Genomic DNA, 21,780 nt, shown 5'->3' with positions numbered 1-21,780 from the left:
GGTGGAGGTGAGTGCTATTAATTCAGGAGCTACTCGCGCCCGTATTTAAAGGGTTCTGGACACTTTTCGCATAAAAAAACCACCCGGAGGTGGTTTTCGGAGTCGCGGCTCGCAGTCGCGTCTGGCTTTACTGCGTGATGTAGTCAGACACCACTTTCCAGCGCGCGTCCTGCAACATCGACAGGCGCGACTGGTTGTTGCCCAGGCGTTTTTGCGGGCCAAACTTTCCTTCAGAGCTGCCGAAGATGTCGGCCGGGATCACCATGGTGTCCATGGCCTTGATGAAGCTGTCGGTAGTCAGGTTGGTGCCGGCCTTTTGCGAAGCGCGTATAAAGCTGTCGACCACTGTATAGCCGTAGACCGAGAACACCGTGGGGTCTTCATTGAAGGCTGTCTTGTACTTGTTGGCCCAGAAGCGGATGGGCTGCGAGGCTTCGTCCAGGTAGGGGTTTTGCACCGTCATGGTGGCGTAGAGGCCGTCCATGGCCTTGCCGCCCAGCTTGTGGATCAGGTCGGTGTAGGCGGCGCTGGAGCCGAGGAAAACCGGGTTGTAGCCCAGCTTGCGCGCGGTGCCGATGCCGCCAATGGTTTCGCGGATGATGGTGCCCAGCACCACCAGGTCGCATTCAGAGGCCTTGAGCTTGGCGATCTGCGACGAGAAATCAGTGGCGCCGCGTTTGAAGGACGTTTTCTCGACCATGGTCATGCCGAGGGTCTTCAGGCCGTCATCGGCGCCGCGCTGCACTTCGAGGCCGAACTCATCGTCCTGGTACATCGAGCAGACCTTTTTGGCGTTCTTTTCTTTCACCAGCTTGGGCACGGCCGACTTCATCTGGTCGTAGTAAGTGGCGGCGAAGGAATACTTGAGCTTGTGGAAGGGCTCATACATTTCGCGTGCGGCCGTCACCGGGAAGAAGTTGATGACGTTTTTTTCGAACTGCACCGGCATGGCGGCCAGGTTTTGCGCCGTGCCCAGGTGGCCCACCATGGCGAAAATCTTGTCCTGGTTGACCAGCTTTTGCGCCGCCAGCACCGCCTTCTTCGGATCGTAGCTCGAGTCCTCGACGATCAGCTTGACCTTGCGGCCGTTGATGCCGCCTTGTTCGTTAAGTTCGTCCACCCGCAGCGTCATGCCGTTGCGGATCTGTTTGCCGAAGCCCGCGAGCGGTCCCGACAAGTCCTGGATGGAGCCGAGCGTGATCTCGGTTTTGCTGACGCCCTGGCTCTGCGCCTGGGCGAGGGGCAGGAAAGCTGCACAGGCCAGCGCGGAAAGAACGGCGGTTGATTTAAGTTTCATGGTTTTGTCTCCTTAATGGTTCTTGTTTCTGGTTCACTCGATACACGGTGTCGGCGCAGGGCTCAGTACATGGCCTCTATTTGCGGGGCGTATTTTTGTTCTACGAGCTTGCGCTTGAGCTTCATGGTCGGCGTGAGCTCTTCGTCCTCCGCCGTGAGCTGCGTGTCGAGCAGGAAGAATTTCTTGATCTGCTCGACCCGCGCAAACTTCTTGTTGACCCGGTCGATCTCCGACTGAATCAATTCTTGCACTTCAGTTGCCCGCGTCAAGCTGGCGTAATTACTGAAGGGTATGTCCGCATCCTGGGCGAATTTCTCGACGTTTTCCTGGTCAATCATGATGATGACCGTGAGGTAGGCGCGCTTGTCGCCGATGACCACGGCGTCGGTGATGTAGGGCGAGAACTTGAGTTCGTTTTCCAGCTCGCTGGGCGTCACATTCTTGCCGCCGGCGGTGATGATGATGTCCTTCATCCGGTCGGTGATACGGAAAAACCCTTGCTCGTCCATCACGCCCACGTCGCCGGTGTGCAGCCAGCCTTCGGCGTCCAGCGTCTCGGCGGTTTTCCCGGGCTGGTTCAGGTAACCCATAAAGACATTGGTGCCTCGCACCAGGATTTCGCCGGTGGCCGGGTCCAGCCGCATCTCGTTGTAGCCGGCGGCCGGGCCGATGGAGCCGGGCTTCATGCAACTGGCCGGCACGCCGCTGGCCGCGCCGCAGGTCTCCGTCATGCCCCAGACCTCCAGCATGGGAACCCCCAGCGCCATGTACCACTTCACCAGGTCGGGCGAAATGGGCGCCGCACCCGTGACGCAAAACCGCGCCTTGTGGATGCCGATGAGCTTGCGCGTGTTGTTGAGCGCCAGCCATCTCGCCAGCGTGAACCGGGCTTTGAGCGATATGCTGACCGGCTGACCGGCCAGCACGGTGTCGGCAATGCGCATGCCCACGCCAATGCTCCAGGCATAGGCGGCCTGCTGCAGCCAGCTGGCTTCCTTCAGCGCGATCATCACGCCGGAGTAAAACTTTTCCCACACGCGCGGGACGGCGGTGAACACCGTGGGCGCGATCTCACGCACGTTCTCGGGAATGGTTTCGGGGTTCTCGACAAAGTTGAGCTTGGCGCCCGCATACATCGCAAAATATTCGCCGCCCATGCGCTCGGCGATATGGCACAGCGGCAAAAAGCACATGCGCTCGTCGTCTTCGTTTTGCGCCACCAGCGTGTTGTAGCCGCGCGCGGTAAACACCAGCCCGCGCTGGCTGTGCATGGCGCCCTTGGGTTTGCCGGTGGTGCCAGAGGTGTAGACCAGGATGGCCAGGTCCTCGGGTCTGCAGGCAGCGGCGCTGTCTTTCACCGCATCGGGATGGTCGGTCAGGTAGCTGCGGCCCAGCGCGCGCAGCTCGTCCAGGCCCAGCACACCCGGGTCGTTGAGGTCGCGCAGGCCTTCGGTGTCGAACACGACGATCTTGCGCAGCAGCGGCAGTTGCGGCCGTACTTCCAGCGCCTTGTCGAGCTGCTCGTCGTCTTCGACAAACAGCAGGGTGGTGCGGGAGTCTTCACAAAGGTAGTGCACCTGTGAGGCGGCGTCGGTGGGGTAGATGCCGCTGCAAACCCCACCGCAGCTGAGCACGGCCAGGTCGGCCAGCACCCATTCGATCACGGTGTTGGAAAGGATGGAGGCGCATTCACCGCGCGCGAAGCCCAGGCTCATGAGGCCGGCCGCGACTTCGCGTACCACGTCACCGGTTTGTGTCCAAGTCCAGCTGCGCCAGATGCCGAGCTTTTTCTGCCGCATCCAGGTTTTGTTGGCGCGCTGCTCCACTGCATTCCAGAACACGGCGGGAATGGTTTCGCCCGGCATGACGACGGCATGCTCGGGCTGAATGTGGCTCAGATCCCAAAGATTGCTCATTCAAACCTCCATTGCGCGATTCCACCGAGCCAAGACGAGGATGCCGCGGAGCTGGCTCCGCCAGGTCGCAAGCATCGCCCCCCAGTGGGGGGAGTGGCCGAAGGCCGCACAGGGGGCGTCCAACGATACGGCTTAGCCGGGCCGCCAGCATCGCCCCCCAGTGGGGGGAGGAGGCCGAAGGCCGATTCAGGGGGCGTCTTTTTCATCTCCAGGTTTTTTTCTTTTTCCAGCGCCGCTCACCGCGCACGCCGTCTTCCTTCATGCCGAGGTAGAACTCCTTGATGTCCTCCTTCTCGCGCAGGCGGGCGCAGGTGTCTTCCATCACGATGCGGCCGTTTTCCAGCACATAGCCGTAGTCCGACGCGTTGAGCGCCATGTTGGCGTTCTGCTCGACCAGCAGGATGGTGGTGCCGCGTTCGCGGTTGATGCGCACCACGATCTCGAAAATTTCCTTGGTGAGTTTGGGTGAAAGCCCCAGGCTGGGTTCGTCGAGAAGGATCAGGTCGGGCGAAGCCATGAGCGCGCGCGAGATCGCCAGCATCTGCTGCTGCCCGCCCGACAGCAGCCCGGCGTCTTGCAGGGCCCGCTCTTTCAGGATGGGGAAGTAGCCGTACACCGCCTCCATGTCGAGCGCCACACCGTCGTGGTCCTTGCGGGTGTAGGCCCCCATCAGGAGGTTGTCGCGCACGCTGAGCAAAGGGAATACCTCGCGTCCCTCAGGCACATGCGACAGGCCTTGCTGCACGATATGGGCCGGGTCCTGCGCCGTGATGTCCTCGCCCTTGAAGTCGATGGAGCCCTTGCGCGGATCGAGAATGCCCGAGATGGTTTTCAGGATGGTGGATTTGCCCGCGCCGTTGGAGCCCAGCACCGTGGCAATTTCGCTGCGGCGCACCTGCAGGCTGATGCCGCGTATGGCCTTGATGGGGCCATACGAACTCTCGACGTTGAGGAGCTTCAGGACGGGTTGGTCACTCACCGGTGGGGGAACCGCGCTCATGCCGTTCTCCTTAAAGACGTGACCTCATCCACCGAACCAAGATAAGCCTCAATCACACCGGGATCGTTCTGCACTTCGCGCGGCGTGCCCATGGCCAGGACCTCGCCCTGGTTCATGGCAAGAACCCGGTCAGACACGCGTGAGACCAGCGACATGTCGTGCTCGACCATCAGTACCGTGATGCCCAGCTCATGCTGGATGTCCTGGATCCAGAAGGCCATGTCGCCGGTTTCCTCCACATTGAGGCCGGAAGAGGGTTCGTCAAGCAGCAGCAGTTGCGGCTCGGTGCACAGCGCCCGCGCCAGCTCGACCACCTTGCGCACGCCGTAGGGCAGGCCTGCGACCATCGAATCGCGGTGATGTTGCAGGTCCAGGAAGTCAATGACCTGCTCGGCTTTTTCGCGCGCCAGCAGTTCGGCCTCTCGCGCCTTGGCGGTAAATAAGATGTCGTGCAGCAAGCCGGTTTGCCGGTGTATATGCCGGCCAATCAGCAGGTTATGCAGCACCGTGGCGTGCTCAAACAGCTCGATGTTCTGGAAGGTGCGCGCAATGCCCAGCGAGGCGATCTTGTGGGGCGGCTGGTGGGTGAGCTTTTCGCCGCGGTATTCAATCTCGCCGGTGGTGGGCGTGTAGATGCGGCTGATCAGGTTGAATACCGTGGTCTTGCCCGCGCCGTTGGGGCCGATGAGCGTGAAGACTTCGCCCTGCTTGACGTCAAAGCTCACGTTGTTGACCGCCAGCACGCCGCCGAAGCGTACGCTGAGGTTTTTGGCGGAGAGAAGGATGGGGCTCATAGCCGGCTGCGCTCCTTCAAGCGGCCATAGCGGAACCGGCTTTGCCGGGCCGCCAATGGCGCCCCCTTGAGGGGGAGGCGGCCGCAGGCCGCATCGGGGGGGGAGTGTGATCATCATTTCAGGCGATCTGACTTCTGGAATGATTTCTGTCGCTTGAACAGGCCCTTGCGATAGAACGGGAAGAGCTGCAAATAGGTGCGAATCTTCAGCCAGCGGCCATACAGCCCCATCGGCTCAAACAGCACAAAGGCGATCAGCACAATGCCGTAAACCGCTGCCTGCAGGCCCGGCGCCTGGCCGATGGTGGCGGGCAAATAGTCTTTGGTGAGGCCAATGACTTGCGGCATGGAGATAAGGAAGATGGCGCCCAGAAAAGCACCGTGTACCGACCCCACGCCGCCGATCACGATCATCAAGAGCAGGTCGATGGACTGCAGGATGTTGAACTGGTCGGGCGAGATGAACTGCAGCTTGTGCGCGTAGAGCGCGCCGGCTACACCGGCAAGCGCGGCCGACAGCGCAAACGACAGTGTCTTGTAGCGCGCCAGGTGGATACCCATGCTCTGCGCCGAAATCTCGGAATCGCGGATCGCGACAAAGGCCCGCCCCGTGGGCGAGCGCAGGAGGTTGAGGATGCCCAGTGTGGCCGCCACGGTGATGATGAGGCAGAGGAAATAAAACGACTCACCGCTGGCCAGCTTCCAGCCGAACATGTCGGGCACCTTGATATGGATGCCGGCATTGCCGCCGGTAACGCTTTCCCAGCGCGCAAACACCTCTTCAACAATGAAGCCAAAAGACAGCGTCGCCATGCCGAGGTAAATGCCCTTCACGCGCAGCGCTGGCAGGCCCACGACCAGGCCCACGGCGGCTGACAGCCCGGCAGCGCATAACAAGGCGACGGGAAAGGGCAGGCCTGCATTGGTCATCACCGCCTGCGTGTAAGCGCCGACGCCCAGAAAGGCTGCGTGCCCCAAAGAGAAGAGGCCGGTGAAACCCGCCAGCAACATCAGGCCCAGCCCGGCGATGGCGTAGATCATCACGAAGGTGAGTTGTGCGAGCCAGTACTCGGGGAACAGCCACGGTGCGGCGAGCAGCAGCAACATCAGAGCGCCGTACCAGAACACGTGGCCTGCATGCTTGGCCAGTTTGATGTCCTGGCCGTAATCGGTTTTGAAGATGAACCTCATGTCAGGCCTTCCAGCGGGAGAACGTGCGCCGCGAAGGGCCGCCCCGAGCAAGCACAGCCCCCTCGGGGGGCAGCGCATTACACGAAGTGAAAAGCGTGGAGGCCATGTTTTAGACCTTTTTTCTCAGCTTCTCGCCGAACAGGCCGCTGGGCTTGACCATCAGCATGATGAGCACCACTACATAGGCGGCGATGTCCTTGAAGCCGTCAGGCAGATAAAAGCCCGAGAACGATTCGACCAGGCCTATCACGAGGCCGCCCACAATCGCGCCGGGCAGGCTGCCGAAGCCGCCCACGACTGCGGCCGGGAAAGCCTTGAGCCCGATGAAACCCATGTTGGCATGCACAAAGGTGATGGGCGCGAGCAGGAGCCCGGCAATCGCCGCGACGGCCGAGGCCAGCGCCCACACGAGGCCGTTAAGGCGTTTCACGGGGATGCCCATGTAGTACGCGGCCAGCTGGTTTTGTGAAGACGCCTGCATGGCGACGCCCAGCTTGCTGTACTTGAACATCGCAAACAGGACGAGGCACAGCGCTGCGGTGGTGACGATGATGGCGACCTGCTCGACGTTGATGACCAGCGTGCCCAGGCTCCAGATCTGGTCTTTGTAGGGCACGGGCAGCACATAGGTTTCGGTGCCTATGCCGGGGATCATGGTGATGAGGCCGCGCGCCGTGTAGCCCACGCCGATGGTGAGCATGACGATGGAGAACGCGGGCTGGCCGAGGATGGGGCGTATCACGAGGCGCTCCAGCACCATGCCAAAGAGCGCCATGCCGGCAATCGCGCTGATTACTGCCAGCCAGAAGGGAAAGCCCAGCAAGGTCATGCAGGCCAGGCCGCCGAACGCGCCCAGCATCATCAGTTCGCCCTGCGCGAAGCTGACCGTCTCGGTGGCTTTGTAGATGAGTACAAAGCCCAGCGCGATCAGCCCGTAGATGCAGCCTTGGGCAATACCGCTGATGAGCAGCTGCAGGAATTGCACGTCGCGGTCTCCCTGTAATTAGCTTTGGTTATAGCTGTCGCCTATTGGTCTGTCGCTAGGGGTTGTTCCGAATACGTGTCGCATACGCGATCAAGCGTAATCCCTTACATGAGAGGAAATGTTCGTATAGGCGCAGGCCTGGGTTTTTATGGTGACGCGTGGGAGCCCGTGGCTGCGAGCATTGAGCGTGGTGGTGTTCACTACATCGCAAGCGACCATCTGGCCGAGCTGACGCTGGCCATCTTGCAGAAAGATCGGCAGCGTGATCCGGCGCTGGGCTATGCACGCGATGTGGTCCCCATGCTGATGAAGCTGTGGCCGTTGATGCAGGCGCGCGGTGTGAAGTTCATCTGCAACGCGGGCGGGCTCAATCCTGCGGGCGCCGGCGCTGCCTTGCGCGCAGCGTTTGCGGCAAAGGGCTGGAAAGCGCGCATCGCGGTGGTCACCGGTGACGAAGTGTTGCCGCAGCTCGCAGAGCTCGCGCCGCCGCATATGTTCAACGGCCAGGCGTTTGAGTCCGTGCGCGAGCGCATGGTGTTTGCCAATGCCTATGTGGGCGCGCGGCCTATTGTGTCCGCGCTGCAGCAGGGCGCCGATATTGTGGTGACAGGGCGCGTCGCCGATGCGGCGCTGTTCCTGGCGCCGCTGGTGCATGAATTCAACTGGAAGCTGGAGGACGCAAAAACGCCGGCCGAGCTGGATCGGCTGGCGCAAGGGCTGGCGGTGGGGCACTTGCTCGAATGCTCGGGCCAGGGCAGCGGCGGCAACTTCGGCAGCCAGGCTGCCTGGAAGGCCATTCCCGATCTCGCCCATATCGGCTACCCGATCGCCGAAGTGAGCGAAGACGGCAGCGCGCTCATCACCAAGGCGCCGGGCACCGGCGGCCGCATCAATTTCGATACGGTGCGCCAGCAGCTGCTGTATGAGGTGCACGACCCGGGACACTATGCCTCGCCCGATGTGGTGATGGATTTGTCAGCGGTGCGGCTGGAAGACCTGGGCCACGATGCCGTGCGCATGATGGGCGTGCGCGGCCGCGCGCGGCCCGCGCAGCTGAAGGTGGTGGGTGGGTTTCGCGACGGCTACAAGGCTGAGGTCACCTGGGGCTTTAGCTGGCCCGATGCCTACGACAAGGTACTGGCAGCCGTGGAGATGGTGAAAGCGCAGCTGGCGGACAAGCGCATGGCGCATGACGAACTCTTTGTCGAATTCCCGGGGCTCAACTCGGCACATGGCCCACTGGCGCCACTGCCTGCGCCTGCAGTGCTGGCGGAGCTCAACGAGGTCTGGGTTCGTATGGCGATCAGGACGCAGGACAAAGCGGTGGCCGAAGGTTTTGGCCGGCTCTTTCCGTGGATGGCCTTGAGCGGGCCGGCCTATACCTGCGGCTTTCACGGCCTGAACAGCAGCAGTGAGTTGTTGGGCATCTGGCCTGCGCTGATGGACCGGCAGGCGGTTGAGGCGGCGGTGCGTGTGGAGGTGTTGCCGTCATGAGGGTGCTATTGGTGAAGCTCGCGCATGCGCGCAGCGGCGACAAGGCCGACTGGGTGGACTTTGGCCTTTTTGCCTGGAACGAGGCGGGCTACCGGCTCATGGAGCGCGAGGTGACGGCCGAACGCGTGCAGGCGCACTTTGCGCCCTGGCTGCCGGGCGCGGTGCAATGCTGGCGCTTGCCCAATATCCTGGCCCTCAAGCTGGTATTGCAGGGCGCGCTGCAAGGCGGTGGCGCGCGCAACCTGCGCATGGACAACCTGGGCAAGGCCATGGCGGCGGCGCTGCTGCGCATGGAGATCGAAATCAGCGAGGCCGAGCTGGAAGAAGCACAGGCGGCCCCTCGTGTGGGCTGGTGGGGTGCCTGACGGGGATTGCGTGAAAATTTAAGAAAAAAAGGCCTGTACACCTTTTGTATCGGGCGCAAGCAGCTATCAAATAAATAGCATCCAGGTGGCCGGCGAAGGTACCTGGCACCCGGGCGTCAGGCCTTGGGAATCTTGCGGGGCTTGCCGAAATCGTCAATGGCCACGTAAGTCAGGCTGGCTTCCGTGACCTTGATGTAGCGGCCCTGGGCGCGAAAGCGCTCGGCGTAGACCTCAACCTGGACCGTGATGGACGTGGTGCCGATACGCGTGACGCAGGAGAAAAACGACAGGATGTCGCCGACCCGCACGGGCTGCTTGAAGATGAACTGGTTGACAGCCACGGTTGCCATGCGCCCGTCCACGTGGCGGGCCGGTACCACCGAGCCGGCCAGGTCGACTTGCGCCATGACCCAGCCGCCGAAGATGTCGCCGTTGGCATTGCAGTCGGCCGGCATGGGAATGACCTTGAGCACCAGCTCCTTGTCGGTGGGCAACTGGACGTTCAGGGCATCTTCGGCGTGAATGTCCGTGTGGGTGCTTGATTCGGTAGACATAGGCACAATCTGAAAAAGTTATTACAACAACCCACACGATTGTCCCTCATGCGCTCCCGAGCTTCCGCTGTCGATTCTTCCCTGGCTGTGCCTGCCGCCGCGTCGGCGCCGGGCGCCGGCAAGGCGCTCGCGCCCCAGCGCTCGGACCTTGGCACCCTCAAACGCCTTTTTCCCTACCTGTGGGATTACAAATGGCGCGTGCTGGCGGCCCTGAGCTTCATGGTGGGCGCCAAGATGGCCAACGTGGGCGTGCCGCTCTTGCTGAAGAACCTGGTCGACGCCATGAACTTCAAGCCGGGCGACGCACAGGCGGTGCTGGTGGTGCCCGTGGCGCTGCTGCTGGCCTACGGCCTGCTGCGCCTGTCGACGACGCTTTTTACCGAACTGCGCGAACTGGTGTTTGCCAAAGCCACCGAAGGCGCGGCGCGGCGGATTTCGCTGGAAGTGTTCAGGCACCTGCATGCGCTCAGCCTGCGCTTTCACCTGGAACGGCAAACCGGCGGCATGACGCGCGACATCGAGCGCGGCACACGCGGCGTGCATTCGCTGATCTCATATTCGCTTTACAGCATCATCCCGACGCTGATTGAGGTGACGCTGGTGCTGACGCTGCTGGCCGTCAAGTTCGACGTCTGGTTTGCCGGCATCACGGGCATCGCGCTGGTGTTCTACATTTTCTTCACCGTCACGGTGACTGAATGGCGCACACAGTTCCGCAAGGCCATGAATGAGCTCGACTCGTCGGCCCACAGCCGCGCCATCGACTCGCTGCTGAACTACGAAACCGTCAAGTACTTCAACAACGAAGAGTTTGAAGCCGCACGCTACGACGAAAACCTGCAGCGCTACCGGCGTGCCGCCATCAAGAGCCAGAACACGCTGAGCCTGCTCAACACCGGGCAGCAGCTCATCATTGCCATCGGGCTGGTGGCCATGCTCTGGCGCGCGACCCAGGGCGTGGTGGACGGCCGCATGACGCTGGGCGACCTGGTGATGGTCAATGCCTTCATGATTCAGCTCTACATTCCGCTCGGTTTCCTGGGTGTGATCTACCGCGAGATCAAGCAAAGCCTGACCGACCTGGACAAGATGTTTGTGCTGATGGAGCGCGAGCGTGAAATCGCCGACGTGCCGGGCGCCCAGCCCATCGTCATAGACGGTACGCCGGCGGTACGTTTTGAGAATGTGAACTTCGCTTACGACCCGGCGCGGCCCATCCTGCACAACGTGAGCTTTGAAATTCCGCCGGGCAAGACCGTCGCGGTGGTGGGCTCTTCGGGCGCCGGCAAGTCCACGCTGGCGCGCCTGCTCTACCGCTTTTACGATGTCCAGCAGGGCCGCATCACCATTGCCGGGCAGGACATCAAGCAGGTCACGCAGTCCAGCGTGCGCCAGTCCATCGGCATCGTGCCGCAGGACACCGTGCTGTTCAACGACACGGTGGAATACAACATCGCCTACGGCAAGCCGGGCGCCACCCATGCCGAGGTCGAAGAAGCCGCGCGCGCGGCCCGCATCCACGGTTTTATTGCCTCGACGCCGCTGGGATACCAGACCATGGTGGGCGAGCGCGGCCTGAAGCTGTCGGGCGGCGAAAAACAGCGCGTGGCTATTGCCCGCACCTTGCTGAAAAACCCGCCGGTGGTGATTTTTGATGAAGCCACCTCGGCGCTGGATTCGGCCAATGAGCGCGCCATCCAGGCCGAGCTGCGCACCGCCGCGCAAAACAAGACCACGCTGGTGATTGCGCACCGGTTGTCTACCGTGGTAGATGCGCATGAGATTCTGGTGATGGACGCCGGGCGCATCGTCGAGCGCGGCACACACGCGCAGCTGCTGAGCCTGGAAGGCGCATATGCGCGCATGTGGGCGCTGCAGCAGAGTTCGGCAGAGGCTTGAGATTTAAGTGAAATCTCGGTTTTAGCCATAACGAACGGGCGCAAGCAGCTATAAAATTAATAGCGACCTGGCGTGGGCTGTGGCAACCGGAATTTGCAGTTTCTTTGCAGCCATGGGATTCCCCGTAGGTCGAAATGCTTCAGGCCCTCGCATAATTGAGGACCTAGCGGCCACGGTTGACCGCTTGATTGCTTTATTGGAGCCTGCATGAGCATTCACGCCAGTGACTTTGAACACCGCAGCTGCGGGTTTGAAAGCGCTACACGCCCGATTGAGCCATCCTGGCGCACGCTGGCGGCGTTGCTCCTCCTTGCAGGCAGGTGCCTGCTGCCTCGTCGCGTCTTGCCCGCGCACGCCATGACGGCCCACTCGGGCGCGTTCAACCGGGGTCGCTAGGTCATGGAAACCAAATGGCTGGAAGATTTTGTGAGCCTGGCTGAAACCCGCAGTTTCAGCCGCTCCGCCCAATTGCGTCATGTCACCCAGCCCGCGTTTTCACGGCGTATCCAGGCGCTGGAAGCCTGGGCCGGTACCGACCTGGTGGACCGCAGCTCATACCCTACGCGGCTCACGCCGGCCGGAGAAACCCTGTACAGCCAGTCGCTGGAGATGCTGCAGGGCCTGCAGTCGACCCGCGCCATGCTGCGCGGCCACACCTCGGCCGGGCAGGATGTCATCGAGTTTGCGGTGCCGCACACCCTGGCGTTCACCTTCTTTCCGGCCTGGGTCAGCAGCCTGCGCGAGAAGTTCGGCCCCATCAAGAGCCGCTTGATCGCGCTGAACGTGCACGATGCCGTATTGCGACTGGTTGAAGGCAGTTGCGACCTGCTGATTGCCTACCACCACGACTCCCAGCCCTTTCAGCTGGATCCGGACCGCTATGAAATGGTGTCGCTGGGCCAGGAGGTGCTGGCGCCTTTTGTCAGGGCCAATTCCGCGGGCGAGCCCGAGTTCAGCCTGCCGGGCCGCGCCGGGCAGCCTTTGCCTTATCTGGGCTATGCGCCGGGCGCCTACCTGGGCCGCATGGTCGACATGATCCTCAAGCAGTCCAGCACGGCCATCCATCTGGACCGGGTCTATGAAACCGACATGGCCGAGGGCCTCAAGGCCATGGCCCTGGAGGGCCACGGCATCGCGTTTTTGCCGCTCAGCGCCGTCAAGAAGGAATTGCGCGCCAAAAAACTGGTCAGCGCCGGCGGCAACCTGGAAATGACCATGGATGTGCGCGTGTACCGCGAGCGGCCCACCTCCAAGGAGTCGGCCAAAACCCATGCCCAGGCCTTGTGGACTTACCTGCAGGCACAGACCGGCGGCAAGGAAAAAGCTGGCGGCCGCGGCGCGGCGACACCGGCATCGCGCTAGCCGACCGGTCGTTGCCGAAGCGGGCTGGCCTTGCGGTCAAATGCTGGCATCAGACTGACGACTAGTAGTAACCCTAAGTGGTTATAAGAAAAATGCATGGAAGATCGACGAAACAGCATTGGTGTTTTGACACCTCCAAATTTACAGTTCGTGACGTTCAAATTTTGGTGCTTGCCCGTGCTTGTTGATTCATTTGCTGTCTGTGTTGCCTTCCTTGCCGCCCTTTGTGCGGCATTGATCTGTGCCAGGCACCGCGCCATTCGGGTGATCGCCCAGCCTGTACGGCCAGGTGTGCGGGCGGCCTGACGGTCCGCTGGCACAAAGACTGCTTACATCTGCCGTATAGTTCCGGACTTTTAATGCGTGCACCATTTTGGAAAACCCCAGAAATTGCCGTTAATGCTGCGGGTTTGCAAAACCATCAACCCTTTCACGCCGTCCGCTTTCCTCCATTTTTAGAGGCCGGGTAAACCTAGGCGTAGCCCGGGAACCAACTCTCTAGAATAGTTCGCTAATCGTTTCATTCATTACAGGAGATTCCATGAAACTCAAGCTAGTCGCTCTGTCTGTTGCATTGCTCGCCACCGGTGGCGTATTTGCCGACACCCTTTCCAAAGTCAAGGCTTCAGGCGTTGTGACCATGGGCGTGCGTGACTCCTCCGGTGCACTGTCCTATACCCTCGGTGACGGCAAATACACCGGCTACCACGTCGAAATCTGCCAGCGCATCCTGGCCGGCCTCGAAAAAGCCGCCGAGCGCAAGCTGGAAGTCAAATACCAGCCCGTGACCTCGCAAAACCGCATTCCCCTCGTGCAAAACGGCACGGTCGACATCGAGTGCGGCTCCACCACCAACAACGCGACCCGCCAGAAAGACGTGGCTTTCGTCGTCACCACCTTCGTCGAAGAAGTCCGCATCGCGGTGAAGGCCACCTCCGGCATCACCTCCGTTGCCCAGCTCAGCGGCAAGACCGTGGCCACCACCACGGGTACTACTTCCGTGCAGACGCTGCGCAAGAACAAGCGCGCCACCGGCGTCGAGTTCAAGGAAATCTTCGGCAAGGACCACTCCGACAGCTTCCTGCTGCTCGAATCGGGCCGCGCCGATGCGTTCGTCATGGACGGTTCCATCCTGGCCGGCAACATCGCCACCGCCAAGAAGCCTTCGGACTTCAAGATCGTCGGTGAAGTGTTGAGCGTCGAGCCCATCGCCATCATGATCCGCAAGGATGACCCGCTGCTCAAGCGCCTGGCCGACGACACGGTCAAGGGCATGATCAAGTCGGGCGAAATGAACAAGCTGTGGACCAAATGGTTCCTGTCGCCGATTCCTCCGAAGAACACCAAGGTGGGCCTGGCATTGAGCGCCAGCACCAAGGCTGCCTGGGACAATCCGAACGACAAGCCCATGGAAGAGTACGCCCAGAAGTAATTCGGGTCAGGTAAATTGAAGAACCCCGCCGGACAACGTGCTCTGGCGGGGTTTCTCGTTTACCGTGGCATGGAAAAACAACACAACAACCCTTTGCTGGAGCCGTGATGACTTGGGATTGGCAGGTATTTCTAAATGACGACGGTAGTGGCCGAACCTACTTGCAGTGGATGTTTGACGCATGGGGCTGGACGCTGTCCGTCGCCGGTGCGTCATGGGTGATCGCCATGTTGTTTGGCGCGCTGGTCGGCACGCTGCGCACCTTGCCGAACAGCCCGTGGCTGGTCCGCTTTGCCAATGCCTGGGTCGAGCTGTTTCGCAACGTTCCCTTGCTGGTCCAGATTTTCATCTGGTACTTTGTGGTTCCCAAAATTTTCCCCGCCATGAAGGAGCTGCCAAGCTTCATCCTGGTGGTGTTTGCCCTCGGGTTTTTCACCTCGGCGCGTATTGCCGAGCAGGTCAGGGCCGGCGTGCAGGCCTTGCCGCGCGGCCAGCGTTATGCCGGTATGGCCATGGGCTTTACCACCGTGCAGACGTACCGCTACGTGATCCTGCCGATGGCCTTTCGCATCATCATTCCGCCGCTCACCAGCGAGTCGATGAACCTCTTGAAAAATTCCTCCGTGGCTTTCGCGGTGTCGATCGCCGAGCTCACCATGTTCGCCATGCAGGCGCAGGAAGAAACTTCGCGCGGCATTGAGATCTACCTTGCGGTGACGGCCCTTTATGCAGTCTCTGCCTTCGCGGTCAACCGGGTCATGGCCTTTGTTGAAAAGAAGGTCCAGATCCCCGGCTTCGTTGTAGCCGGCTCAACGGGCGGAGGGCACTGACATGCTTGGACTCGACATGAGCTTCCTGAACTGGGAGATGATTTCCCAGTTCGTCGTCAAGGGCTTTATTTTCAGCATCGAGCTGACCGTCATCGCCACCATAGGCGGCATTATTTTCGGCACCGTGCTTGCGCTGATGCGCCTGTCGGGCAAAAAAATCCTGACGGTTCCTGCGACCATCTATGTCAACGGCATGCGTTCCGTTCCGCTGGTCATGGTGATCCTGTGGTTCTTCCTGCTGGTGCCCGCGTCGTTCTACACGACCTTCGGCGCCTGGGGGGCCAACTACCGCGCCGAGATTTCGGCCATCATCACCTTCGTGGCCTTCGAGGCCGCGTACTTCAGCGAAATCATGCGTGCGGGCATCCAGTCGATCTCGCGCGGTCAGGTCAATGCGGGCCGTGCCCTGGGCATGACCTACGCGCAGAACATGAAGCTGATCATCCTGCCGCAGGCTTTCCGCAACATGGTGCCCATCCTGCTGACCCAGACCATCATCCTGTTCCAGGATACTTCGCTGGTTTACGCCATCGGCGCCTATGACCTGCTCAAGGGCTTCAGCACCGCCGGCAAGATCTTCGGCCGCCCCGAAGAGGCCTACCTGCTGGCCGCCGTGGTTTATTTCGTGATCTGCTTCGGGCTCTCCTTCATGGTCAAGCGCCTGAACAGCAGAATCGCCATCATTCGCTGAAGCCGCCGCTCTCAAGGCAAGCGAACCTCATAGAACACTGGAGAAGAAGATGATTGAGTTGAAAGAAGTTTCCAAATGGTACGGTGAAGTGCAGGTTCTCAATAACTGCACCACCAGCATCAAGAAGGGTGAAGTTGTTGTGGTCTGCGGCCCATCGGGTTCGGGCAAGTCAACACTCATCAAAACCATCAACGCGCTGGAGCCTTTCCAGAAGGGCCAGATTTTTGTCGACGGCAAGGCTGTGCATGACCCCAAGACCGATCTGCCGAAACTGCGCAGCCGCGTCGGCATGGTGTTCCAGAATTTCGAGCTGTTTCCGCACCTGAGCGTGACCGAAAACCTGACGCTGGCGCAGGTCAAGGTACTGGGCCGCAAGCCCGACGAAGCCAAAAAACACGGCTTGAAATACCTGGATCGCGTGGGCCTGATGGCGCACAAGGACAAGTTTCCCGGCCAGCTCTCCGGTGGCCAGCAGCAGCGTGTGGCGATTGCCCGCGCGCTCAGCATGGACCCGATCGCCATGCTGTTTGACGAACCCACTTCCGCGCTGGACCCGGAAATGGTGGGCGAGGTGCTGGACTGCATGATGGGCCTGGCCGTCGAGGGCATGACCATGATGGTGGTGACCCACGAAATGGGCTTTGCCAAAAAAGTGGGCAGCCGCGTGATTTTCATGGATGTCGGCGGCAAGATTCTGGAAGACTGCTCGAAGGACGAGTTTTTCAGCCACCCTGAAAACCGCCAGGCGCGCACCAAGGATTTCCTCAACAAGATCCTGGCGCACTGAAAGCCATGCCCCCCCCGGAAAAAAGCCCCGAATCCCGGGGCTTTTTTCATGGCGGCTCATGATAGGCGGGTGGTGTGACCAGTGCGACAATTCAGGCCATGACTTCAGCCACCCGCACACCCGCCTCCAGCCTGACCTCCGCTCTGACAATTACCCGGCCCGACGATTGGCACCTGCATGTGCGCGACGGCGAGGCCCTGCACACCGTGGTGCCGCACACGGCCGCACAGTTTGGCCGCGCCATCATCATGCCCAACCTGCGCCCGCCGGTGACCACGGCTGCCCAGGCGGCAGCGTATCGGGAACGCATCCAGGCCGCTGTGCCGGCCGGCGTGCAGTTCGAGCCATTGATGACGCTTTACCTCACCGACAACCTGCCGCCCGATGAGATCAAGCGCGCGAAGGACGCCGGCGTTGTGGCGCTCAAGCTATACCCGGCCGGCGCCACCACCAACAGCGATGCCGGTGTGACCGACCTGCGCAAGACTTACAAGACACTCGAGGCCATGCAAAAGGAAGGGTTGCTGCTGCTGGTGCATGGCGAGGTGACGTCCTCCGACATCGACCTGTTCGACCGGGAAGCGGTATTCATTGACACCCAGTTGATTCCGCTGCGCCGCGATTTCCCTGAGCTCAAGATCGTGTTTGAGCACATCACCACCCGCGAAGCCGCCCATTACGTGCGCGATGCCGGCCAGTTCACGGGTGCGACCGTCACGGCGCACCACCTGCTTTACAACCGCAATGCCATTTTCACGGGTGGCATTCGCCCGCACTACTACTGCCTGCCGGTGCTCAAGCGTGAGACGCATCGTCTGGCATTGGTAGAAGCCGCCACCAGCGGCAACAACCGCTTTTTCCTGGGTACTGACAGTGCACCGCACCCTGCGCACCTCAAGGAGCACGCAACGGGCTGCGCAGGCTGCTACACCGCCCACGCCGCCATGGAGCTTTACGCCGAAGCCTTTGATGCGGCCGGCGCACTGGACAAGCTTGAGGCCTTTGCCAGCTTTAACGGTGCGGATTTTTACGGCTTGCCGCGCAATACCGGCCGGATCACGCTCAAGAAGGAAAGCTGGCACCCGCCCGAGAGCTTTGCTTTCGGCGAGGCCGAGCTCAAGCCTTTGCGCTCGGGTGAAAACCTGCCCTGGAAACTGCACACTTCAGAAAGCCCCTGATGGACCACAAGCCGCGCGTTGCCCTGCTCATTGACGCCGACAACTCGCCGGCGTCCAAGATCGACCTGATCCTCAACGAGTTGTCGACCTTCGGTGAAACGAACATCCGCCGCGCTTACGGCAACTGGAAAAAGAATGAACTCAAGGGGTGGGAAGAGGTGTTGCATGAGCATGCCATCCGCCCCATGCAGCAGTTCGACTACACCAAAGGCAAGAACGCCAGCGACATGGCCATGGTGATCGACGCGCTGGAACTGCTCTATACCGACCGGCCCGACGCCTTTGGCATCGTTTCGTCGGACGCAGACTTCACGCCGCTGGTCATGCACCTGCGCGCCAAGGGCGCGGCGGTCTACGGCTTTGGCGCGCAGAAAACGCCGGAGCCTTTTGTCAATGCGTGTTCGAGATTCCTGTTCCTCGACAAGCTGCGCCCCATCGCCGTCAGTGATGCGGCGGGCGGTGCCCACGGAGACAGCCGTGACGATGGCGAGGCGGTTGCCGCCGCGCCCCTCAGGGCCACACCGGCCCAGCTCAAGCAGGACGCCAAGCTGGTCATGCTGCTGCGCAATGCCGTTCAGGCCGCAGCCGACGACGAGGGTTGGGCGCGCGTGGGTGCTGTGGGAACGCAAATCGCCAACCAGGCCTCGTTTGACCATCGCAACTACGGCTATGCCACGCTGACCAAGCTGCTGGTGGCCACCCAGCTGTTTGACATCGCCGACGAAGGCAAGTCGACCGTCGCAGTGCGCGACAAGCGACTCAACAAGTCGGCCCGGGCCTAGGGGAACCTGCAGGTGCGAGTCGCTGCAGCCCTGCAGCCAGCGCCGGCCATGCCGATGCTGGCATGGAACCAGCCCTGGCTTGAACCCTGGCAGGAGCCCGGCGAACGTGTGGTCCAGATCGTGGCGGCGGGCACTGCGCTGCACGAGGCCCTGAATGCCGGGCAGCGTGCCCCGGTGCGCTTTGTTCCCCAAAGCGCATTGCCCGCCGGTGAGGCCTACGAGAGCTTTATTTTCAGGACAGGTCAATGCCCGACCCGCGAAGGCCCACATGATTTCTTCAATGGCCTGTGCTGGATGCAGTTCCCCGAAACAAAAAAGAAGCTCAACCAATTGCAGGCTGCGGAAATCGCGCAGGCCGGCGTGCAACAGGTGCGCGGCCCGGTCCGCGACGCGCTGACGCTCTTTGACGAGAACGCTGCTTTCCTGTCGGCGCCGCAACCCTTGTGGGACGCGCTGGCGGCGCGGGACTGGCAGCAGCTCTTTGTGGGTTTGCGCCCACTCTGGCAGCAAGCCCGGCTGGTGCTGTTTGGCCATGCGCTGCTGGAGAAACTGATTTATCCACGAAAACCGATCACAGCCCATGTGTACCGGGCGCAACCAGTTATCAATTCAATAGCGAATCTGGACCGCTGGATTGCTGCCGACCTGAGTGCAGGCAAGCTGGCCGGCAAGCCGTTTTTTCCTTTGCCGGTGCTGGGCGTGCCCGGCTGGTGGCCCGGGAACGAGAACTTTTCCTTTTATGATGACTCCCTTGTATTCCGACCGCCACGGCTGCAAAACAACAGATAGAAATCAGCCACGGGCTTGCGGCACAGCTTGAACTGCGCTGGCAAGCCCTCATATCCTGCGCAAGGCGGGCTTTTTCACCGACCCCACGGAGAACCCATGAAACGTATTTTTCTGTTTGTCCTGACCAACCTCGCTGTTGTGGTGGTGCTGGGCATTGTCGCCAGCCTGCTTGGCGTCAACCGCTTCCTCACGGCCAACGGGCTGAACCTGACCGCGCTGCTCGGCTTTGCGCTGATCATGGGCTTCGGCGGCGCCTTTATCTCGCTGCTGATCAGCAAACCCGTCGCCAAATGGAGCGCCGGGGTGCGGGTGATTGAGTCGCCCCAAAATGCCGACGAGGCCTGGATCGTCGAGACCGTGCGCAAGCTGGCCGACAAGGCCCAGATCGGCATGCCCGAAGTCGGCATTTTTGAAGGCGCACCCAATGCCTTTGCCACCGGCGCGTTCAAGAACTCGTCGCTGGTGGCCGTGTCCACCGGCCTGCTGCAGGGCATGACCAAGGAAGAAATCGAAGCCGTGCTGGGCCACGAGATCGCCCACGTGGCCAATGGCGACATGGTCACCATGACGCTGATCCAGGGCGTGATGAACACCTTTGTGGTTTTCCTCTCGCGTGTGATCGGCTACGCCGTCGACAGCTTTTTGCGCCGCGGCAGCGACAGCAATTCCGGCCCCGGTATCGGCTACTACGTCAGCACCATCGTGCTGGACATCGTGCTCGGTTTTGCCGCCGCCATTGTCGTGGCCTGGTTCTCGCGCCAGCGCGAGTTCCGTGCCGATGCCGGCGCCGCACAGCTGATGGGCCGCCGCCAGCCCATGATGAACGCGCTGGCCCGCCTGGGCGGCATGCAGCCCGGCGAATTGCCCAAGGCCGTGGAAGCCATGGGCATCACCGGCAGCATCGGCAAGCTGTTTGCCACGCACCCACCGATAGAAGAGCGCATCGCAGCATTGCAGAACAGCCAGGCTTGAAATATCAAAGGGCGCCCCGCACAGGGCGCCCTTTTTTCTTCACGTTTTCTTCACAGGAGTGCAGGCATGAAAGACTGGATCAGGCAGAACCGCAGTTTTCTGGTGTTACTGTTGTTGTTTGGCTTGTTTCGCACCGCGATCGCGGACTGGAACCCCATTCCCTCGGGCTCCATGCGGCCCAACCTGCTTGAAGGCGACGTCGTCTTCGTCAACCGCCTGGCCTACAACGTCAAGGTTCCGCTGACGGACACCGTGCTGGCGCAAACCGCCGATCCGAAGCGCGGCGACATTGTCACTTTTTCATCCCCAGTCGATGGTGTGCGCCTGATCAAACGCCTGGTGGCGCTGCCGGGTGACGTGGTGGAAATGAAGGCCAAGGCCCTTGTGATCAACGGGCAGGCCGCGCGTTATGAGCCGCTTGACAGCGTGCTGGAGCCGGTCGGCCCGGCAGGTGTCCTGCTGGCAACCCATGTCAGGGAAACGGCGCCTGCGGGCACCCCCGCCGGGCAGCACCAGATCCAGTGGCTCACCGGTGTGGCGGCCAGGGACAACTGGGGCCCCATGACGATTCCGCCCGACCAGTACCTGATGCTGGGTGACAACCGCGACAACAGCGCAGATTCGCGCTACATCGGGCTGGTGCCGCGCAACCTGCTGATCGGGCGTGCGGAACGGATCCTGGTGTCGGCGGACATCCTGGAGAAGTGGCAACCCCGATTTGAGCGTTTTGGCCGCTCGCTCTATTGATCTGCTGATCGACTGAGGCTGCAGCGGGGAGTCTCAGGCCTGGCGGCTTCGCTGTACCCGCTCCATGGCTTGTGCTACTTCCGACGGGTCCAGGCCGTACATCTCGGCAAATTCTGCCGCCGTTTTCCCGCTGGCCTCAAAGGCACGCATCAGTGCCTCACGTTTGGCGGTTTGCACCGCCATCTCCGCAAAAGCCTCGTCCAGCAAGGTGTTCGACACCTCATCCTGCGTGCGGGTGCGTTCTGCGTACTCTTCGCGGCTCAAGCCGGATGCTTCAATGGCCTCGATGAGGCGCATACGCACTGTGGGACGCAGGTCTTCCTTTGAACGCGCCTGGCGCCGCCGGAACACCTCCATGATCGCGTGGTGCACATGCTCGGGCGCTACAGGCTCGACGGGCTCGCCCTGCAGGTTGTGGCGCGGGTGGCCGGCCGCCACGCATTCGAGGTAACGCGTGGAACGGGCATGCAGGCCCAGCGCCACTTTCAGTTCGTCGCGCTTGAAAGCTTCGGGGTTTTCCGCAAGCAAGTCCTGGAAAGCGCCCAGCTTGAGCGGCAGGAACTGTGCGCCGAACATTTTTGGGTAGAGCTCGAACAGCTTTTCCAGCACGGGATGGACTTCGCGTGGGCGCTGCTGCTGCGGGCTGGCCGGGCGCTGCGGAGGGCGGGGGCGTTTGGCGCGCGGGGAGGGTGTGGTGGTTTCGGTCATGTGTGTGG

Annotated in this window: 22 protein-coding genes; 14 read left to right on the top strand and 8 right to left on the bottom strand. The window is 61.5% G+C overall.

What is annotated here, in order from left to right:
• Window positions 1-127 precede the first annotated feature (127 nt).
• The 6 genes from AC1D11_RS12785 to AC1D11_RS12760 form a co-directional block, all read right to left on the bottom strand.
• The gene (locus AC1D11_RS12785; RefSeq protein ID WP_477648642.1) at window positions 128-1,297 is read right to left on the bottom strand and encodes an ABC transporter substrate-binding protein; all 1,170 of its coding nucleotides are present in this window, start codon (window positions 1,295-1,297) and stop codon (window positions 128-130) included.
• A 62-nt stretch (window positions 1,298-1,359) separates the two neighbouring features.
• Window positions 1,360-3,213, bottom strand: a complete 1,854-nt coding sequence (locus AC1D11_RS12780) for an AMP-dependent synthetase/ligase (RefSeq protein WP_477648643.1) — start codon at window positions 3,211-3,213, stop codon at window positions 1,360-1,362.
• Between the two features lie 202 nt (window positions 3,214-3,415).
• Window positions 3,416-4,213, bottom strand: coding sequence for an ABC transporter ATP-binding protein (locus tag AC1D11_RS12775; protein WP_477648644.1), 798 nt, complete (start codon window positions 4,211-4,213; stop codon window positions 3,416-3,418).
• Window positions 4,210-5,007 carry an ABC transporter ATP-binding protein gene (locus tag AC1D11_RS12770; protein WP_477648645.1) on the bottom strand — a complete coding sequence of 266 codons (798 nt, stop codon included), beginning with the start codon at window positions 5,005-5,007 and terminating at the stop codon, window positions 4,210-4,212. Before AC1D11_RS12770 ends, AC1D11_RS12775 begins: the two co-directional genes overlap by 4 nt.
• A gap of 113 nt (window positions 5,008-5,120) precedes the next feature.
• Window positions 5,121-6,197, bottom strand: a complete 1,077-nt coding sequence (locus tag AC1D11_RS12765) for a branched-chain amino acid ABC transporter permease (RefSeq protein ID WP_477648646.1) — start codon at window positions 6,195-6,197, stop codon at window positions 5,121-5,123.
• 109 nt (window positions 6,198-6,306) lie between these two features.
• Window positions 6,307-7,182, bottom strand: coding sequence for a branched-chain amino acid ABC transporter permease (locus tag AC1D11_RS12760; protein WP_477648647.1), 876 nt, complete (start codon window positions 7,180-7,182; stop codon window positions 6,307-6,309).
• Between the two features lie 108 nt (window positions 7,183-7,290).
• Between AC1D11_RS12760 and AC1D11_RS12755 the strand changes: the two genes are divergently transcribed.
• Window positions 7,291-8,676 (top strand): acyclic terpene utilization AtuA family protein, encoded by a 1,386-nt coding sequence (locus AC1D11_RS12755; protein ID WP_477648648.1) that lies wholly within the window; start codon window positions 7,291-7,293, stop codon window positions 8,674-8,676.
• On the top strand, window positions 8,673-9,041 hold the full coding sequence (locus AC1D11_RS12750; RefSeq protein ID WP_477648649.1) for an AtuA-related protein: 369 nt from the start codon (window positions 8,673-8,675) through the stop codon (window positions 9,039-9,041). Before AC1D11_RS12755 ends, AC1D11_RS12750 begins: the two co-directional genes overlap by 4 nt.
• Before the next feature lie 116 nt (window positions 9,042-9,157).
• Here the strand turns inward: AC1D11_RS12750 and AC1D11_RS12745 are convergent, their stop codons facing one another.
• Window positions 9,158-9,595 carry an acyl-CoA thioesterase gene (locus tag AC1D11_RS12745; RefSeq protein ID WP_457281131.1) on the bottom strand — a complete coding sequence of 146 codons (438 nt, stop codon included), beginning with the start codon at window positions 9,593-9,595 and terminating at the stop codon, window positions 9,158-9,160.
• Between the two features lie 48 nt (window positions 9,596-9,643).
• On the opposite strand from AC1D11_RS12745, the gene AC1D11_RS12740 reads away from it, so the two are divergent.
• The 12 genes from AC1D11_RS12740 to lepB all read left to right on the top strand — a co-directional run bounded on the left by AC1D11_RS12740 (window position 9,644) and on the right by lepB (window position 21,064).
• Window positions 9,644-11,494, top strand: coding sequence for an ABCB family ABC transporter ATP-binding protein/permease (locus AC1D11_RS12740; RefSeq protein ID WP_477648650.1), 1,851 nt, complete (start codon window positions 9,644-9,646; stop codon window positions 11,492-11,494).
• Window positions 11,495-11,893: 399 nt separating this feature from the next.
• Window positions 11,894-12,856 (top strand): LysR substrate-binding domain-containing protein, encoded by a 963-nt coding sequence (locus AC1D11_RS12735; protein ID WP_477648651.1) that lies wholly within the window; start codon window positions 11,894-11,896, stop codon window positions 12,854-12,856.
• Window positions 12,857-12,952: 96 nt separating this feature from the next.
• Window positions 12,953-13,162 carry a hypothetical protein gene (locus AC1D11_RS12730; protein ID WP_477648652.1) on the top strand — a complete coding sequence of 70 codons (210 nt, stop codon included), beginning with the start codon at window positions 12,953-12,955 and terminating at the stop codon, window positions 13,160-13,162.
• 235 nt (window positions 13,163-13,397) lie between these two features.
• Complete coding sequence (locus AC1D11_RS12725) at window positions 13,398-14,288, top strand: transporter substrate-binding domain-containing protein (RefSeq protein WP_477648653.1); 891 nt, start codon at window positions 13,398-13,400, stop codon at window positions 14,286-14,288.
• A gap of 107 nt (window positions 14,289-14,395) precedes the next feature.
• On the top strand, window positions 14,396-15,118 hold the full coding sequence (locus tag AC1D11_RS12720) for an amino acid ABC transporter permease (protein WP_477648654.1): 723 nt from the start codon (window positions 14,396-14,398) through the stop codon (window positions 15,116-15,118).
• A 1-nt stretch (window position 15,119) separates the two neighbouring features.
• Window positions 15,120-15,809: an amino acid ABC transporter permease gene (locus AC1D11_RS12715; protein WP_477648655.1), complete on the top strand. Its 690-nt coding sequence runs from the start codon at window positions 15,120-15,122 to the stop codon at window positions 15,807-15,809.
• Window positions 15,810-15,858: 49 nt separating this feature from the next.
• Window positions 15,859-16,596, top strand: a complete 738-nt coding sequence (locus tag AC1D11_RS12710; protein WP_457281125.1) for an amino acid ABC transporter ATP-binding protein — start codon at window positions 15,859-15,861, stop codon at window positions 16,594-16,596.
• Window positions 16,597-16,694: 98 nt separating this feature from the next.
• Window positions 16,695-17,774 (top strand): dihydroorotase, encoded by a 1,080-nt coding sequence (gene pyrC, locus AC1D11_RS12705; protein WP_477648656.1) that lies wholly within the window; start codon window positions 16,695-16,697, stop codon window positions 17,772-17,774.
• A complete protein-coding gene (locus tag AC1D11_RS12700) occupies window positions 17,774-18,556 on the top strand; it encodes an NYN domain-containing protein (protein WP_457281123.1) in 783 nt (260 codons plus the stop codon). Before pyrC ends, AC1D11_RS12700 begins: the two co-directional genes overlap by 1 nt.
• Window positions 18,557-18,604: 48 nt before the next feature.
• Window positions 18,605-19,345 carry a DUF3025 domain-containing protein gene (locus tag AC1D11_RS12695; RefSeq protein WP_477648689.1) on the top strand — a complete coding sequence of 247 codons (741 nt, stop codon included), beginning with the start codon at window positions 18,605-18,607 and terminating at the stop codon, window positions 19,343-19,345.
• Window positions 19,346-19,441: 96 nt separating this feature from the next.
• Window positions 19,442-20,317 (top strand): protease HtpX, encoded by an 876-nt coding sequence (gene htpX / locus AC1D11_RS12690; RefSeq protein WP_477651241.1) that lies wholly within the window; start codon window positions 19,442-19,444, stop codon window positions 20,315-20,317.
• 66 nt (window positions 20,318-20,383) lie between these two features.
• The gene (gene lepB / locus AC1D11_RS12685; protein WP_477648658.1) at window positions 20,384-21,064 is read left to right on the top strand and encodes a signal peptidase I; all 681 of its coding nucleotides are present in this window, start codon (window positions 20,384-20,386) and stop codon (window positions 21,062-21,064) included.
• 33 nt (window positions 21,065-21,097) lie between these two features.
• Here the strand turns inward: lepB and AC1D11_RS12680 are convergent, their stop codons facing one another.
• The gene (locus AC1D11_RS12680; protein WP_477648659.1) at window positions 21,098-21,772 is read right to left on the bottom strand and encodes a ProQ/FINO family protein; all 675 of its coding nucleotides are present in this window, start codon (window positions 21,770-21,772) and stop codon (window positions 21,098-21,100) included.
• Window positions 21,773-21,780: the final 8 nt, after the last annotated feature.

The organism is Polaromonas sp. P1_E11, from assembly GCF_056405995.1.
This window is presented reverse-complemented; position numbering and strand designations above follow the sequence as displayed.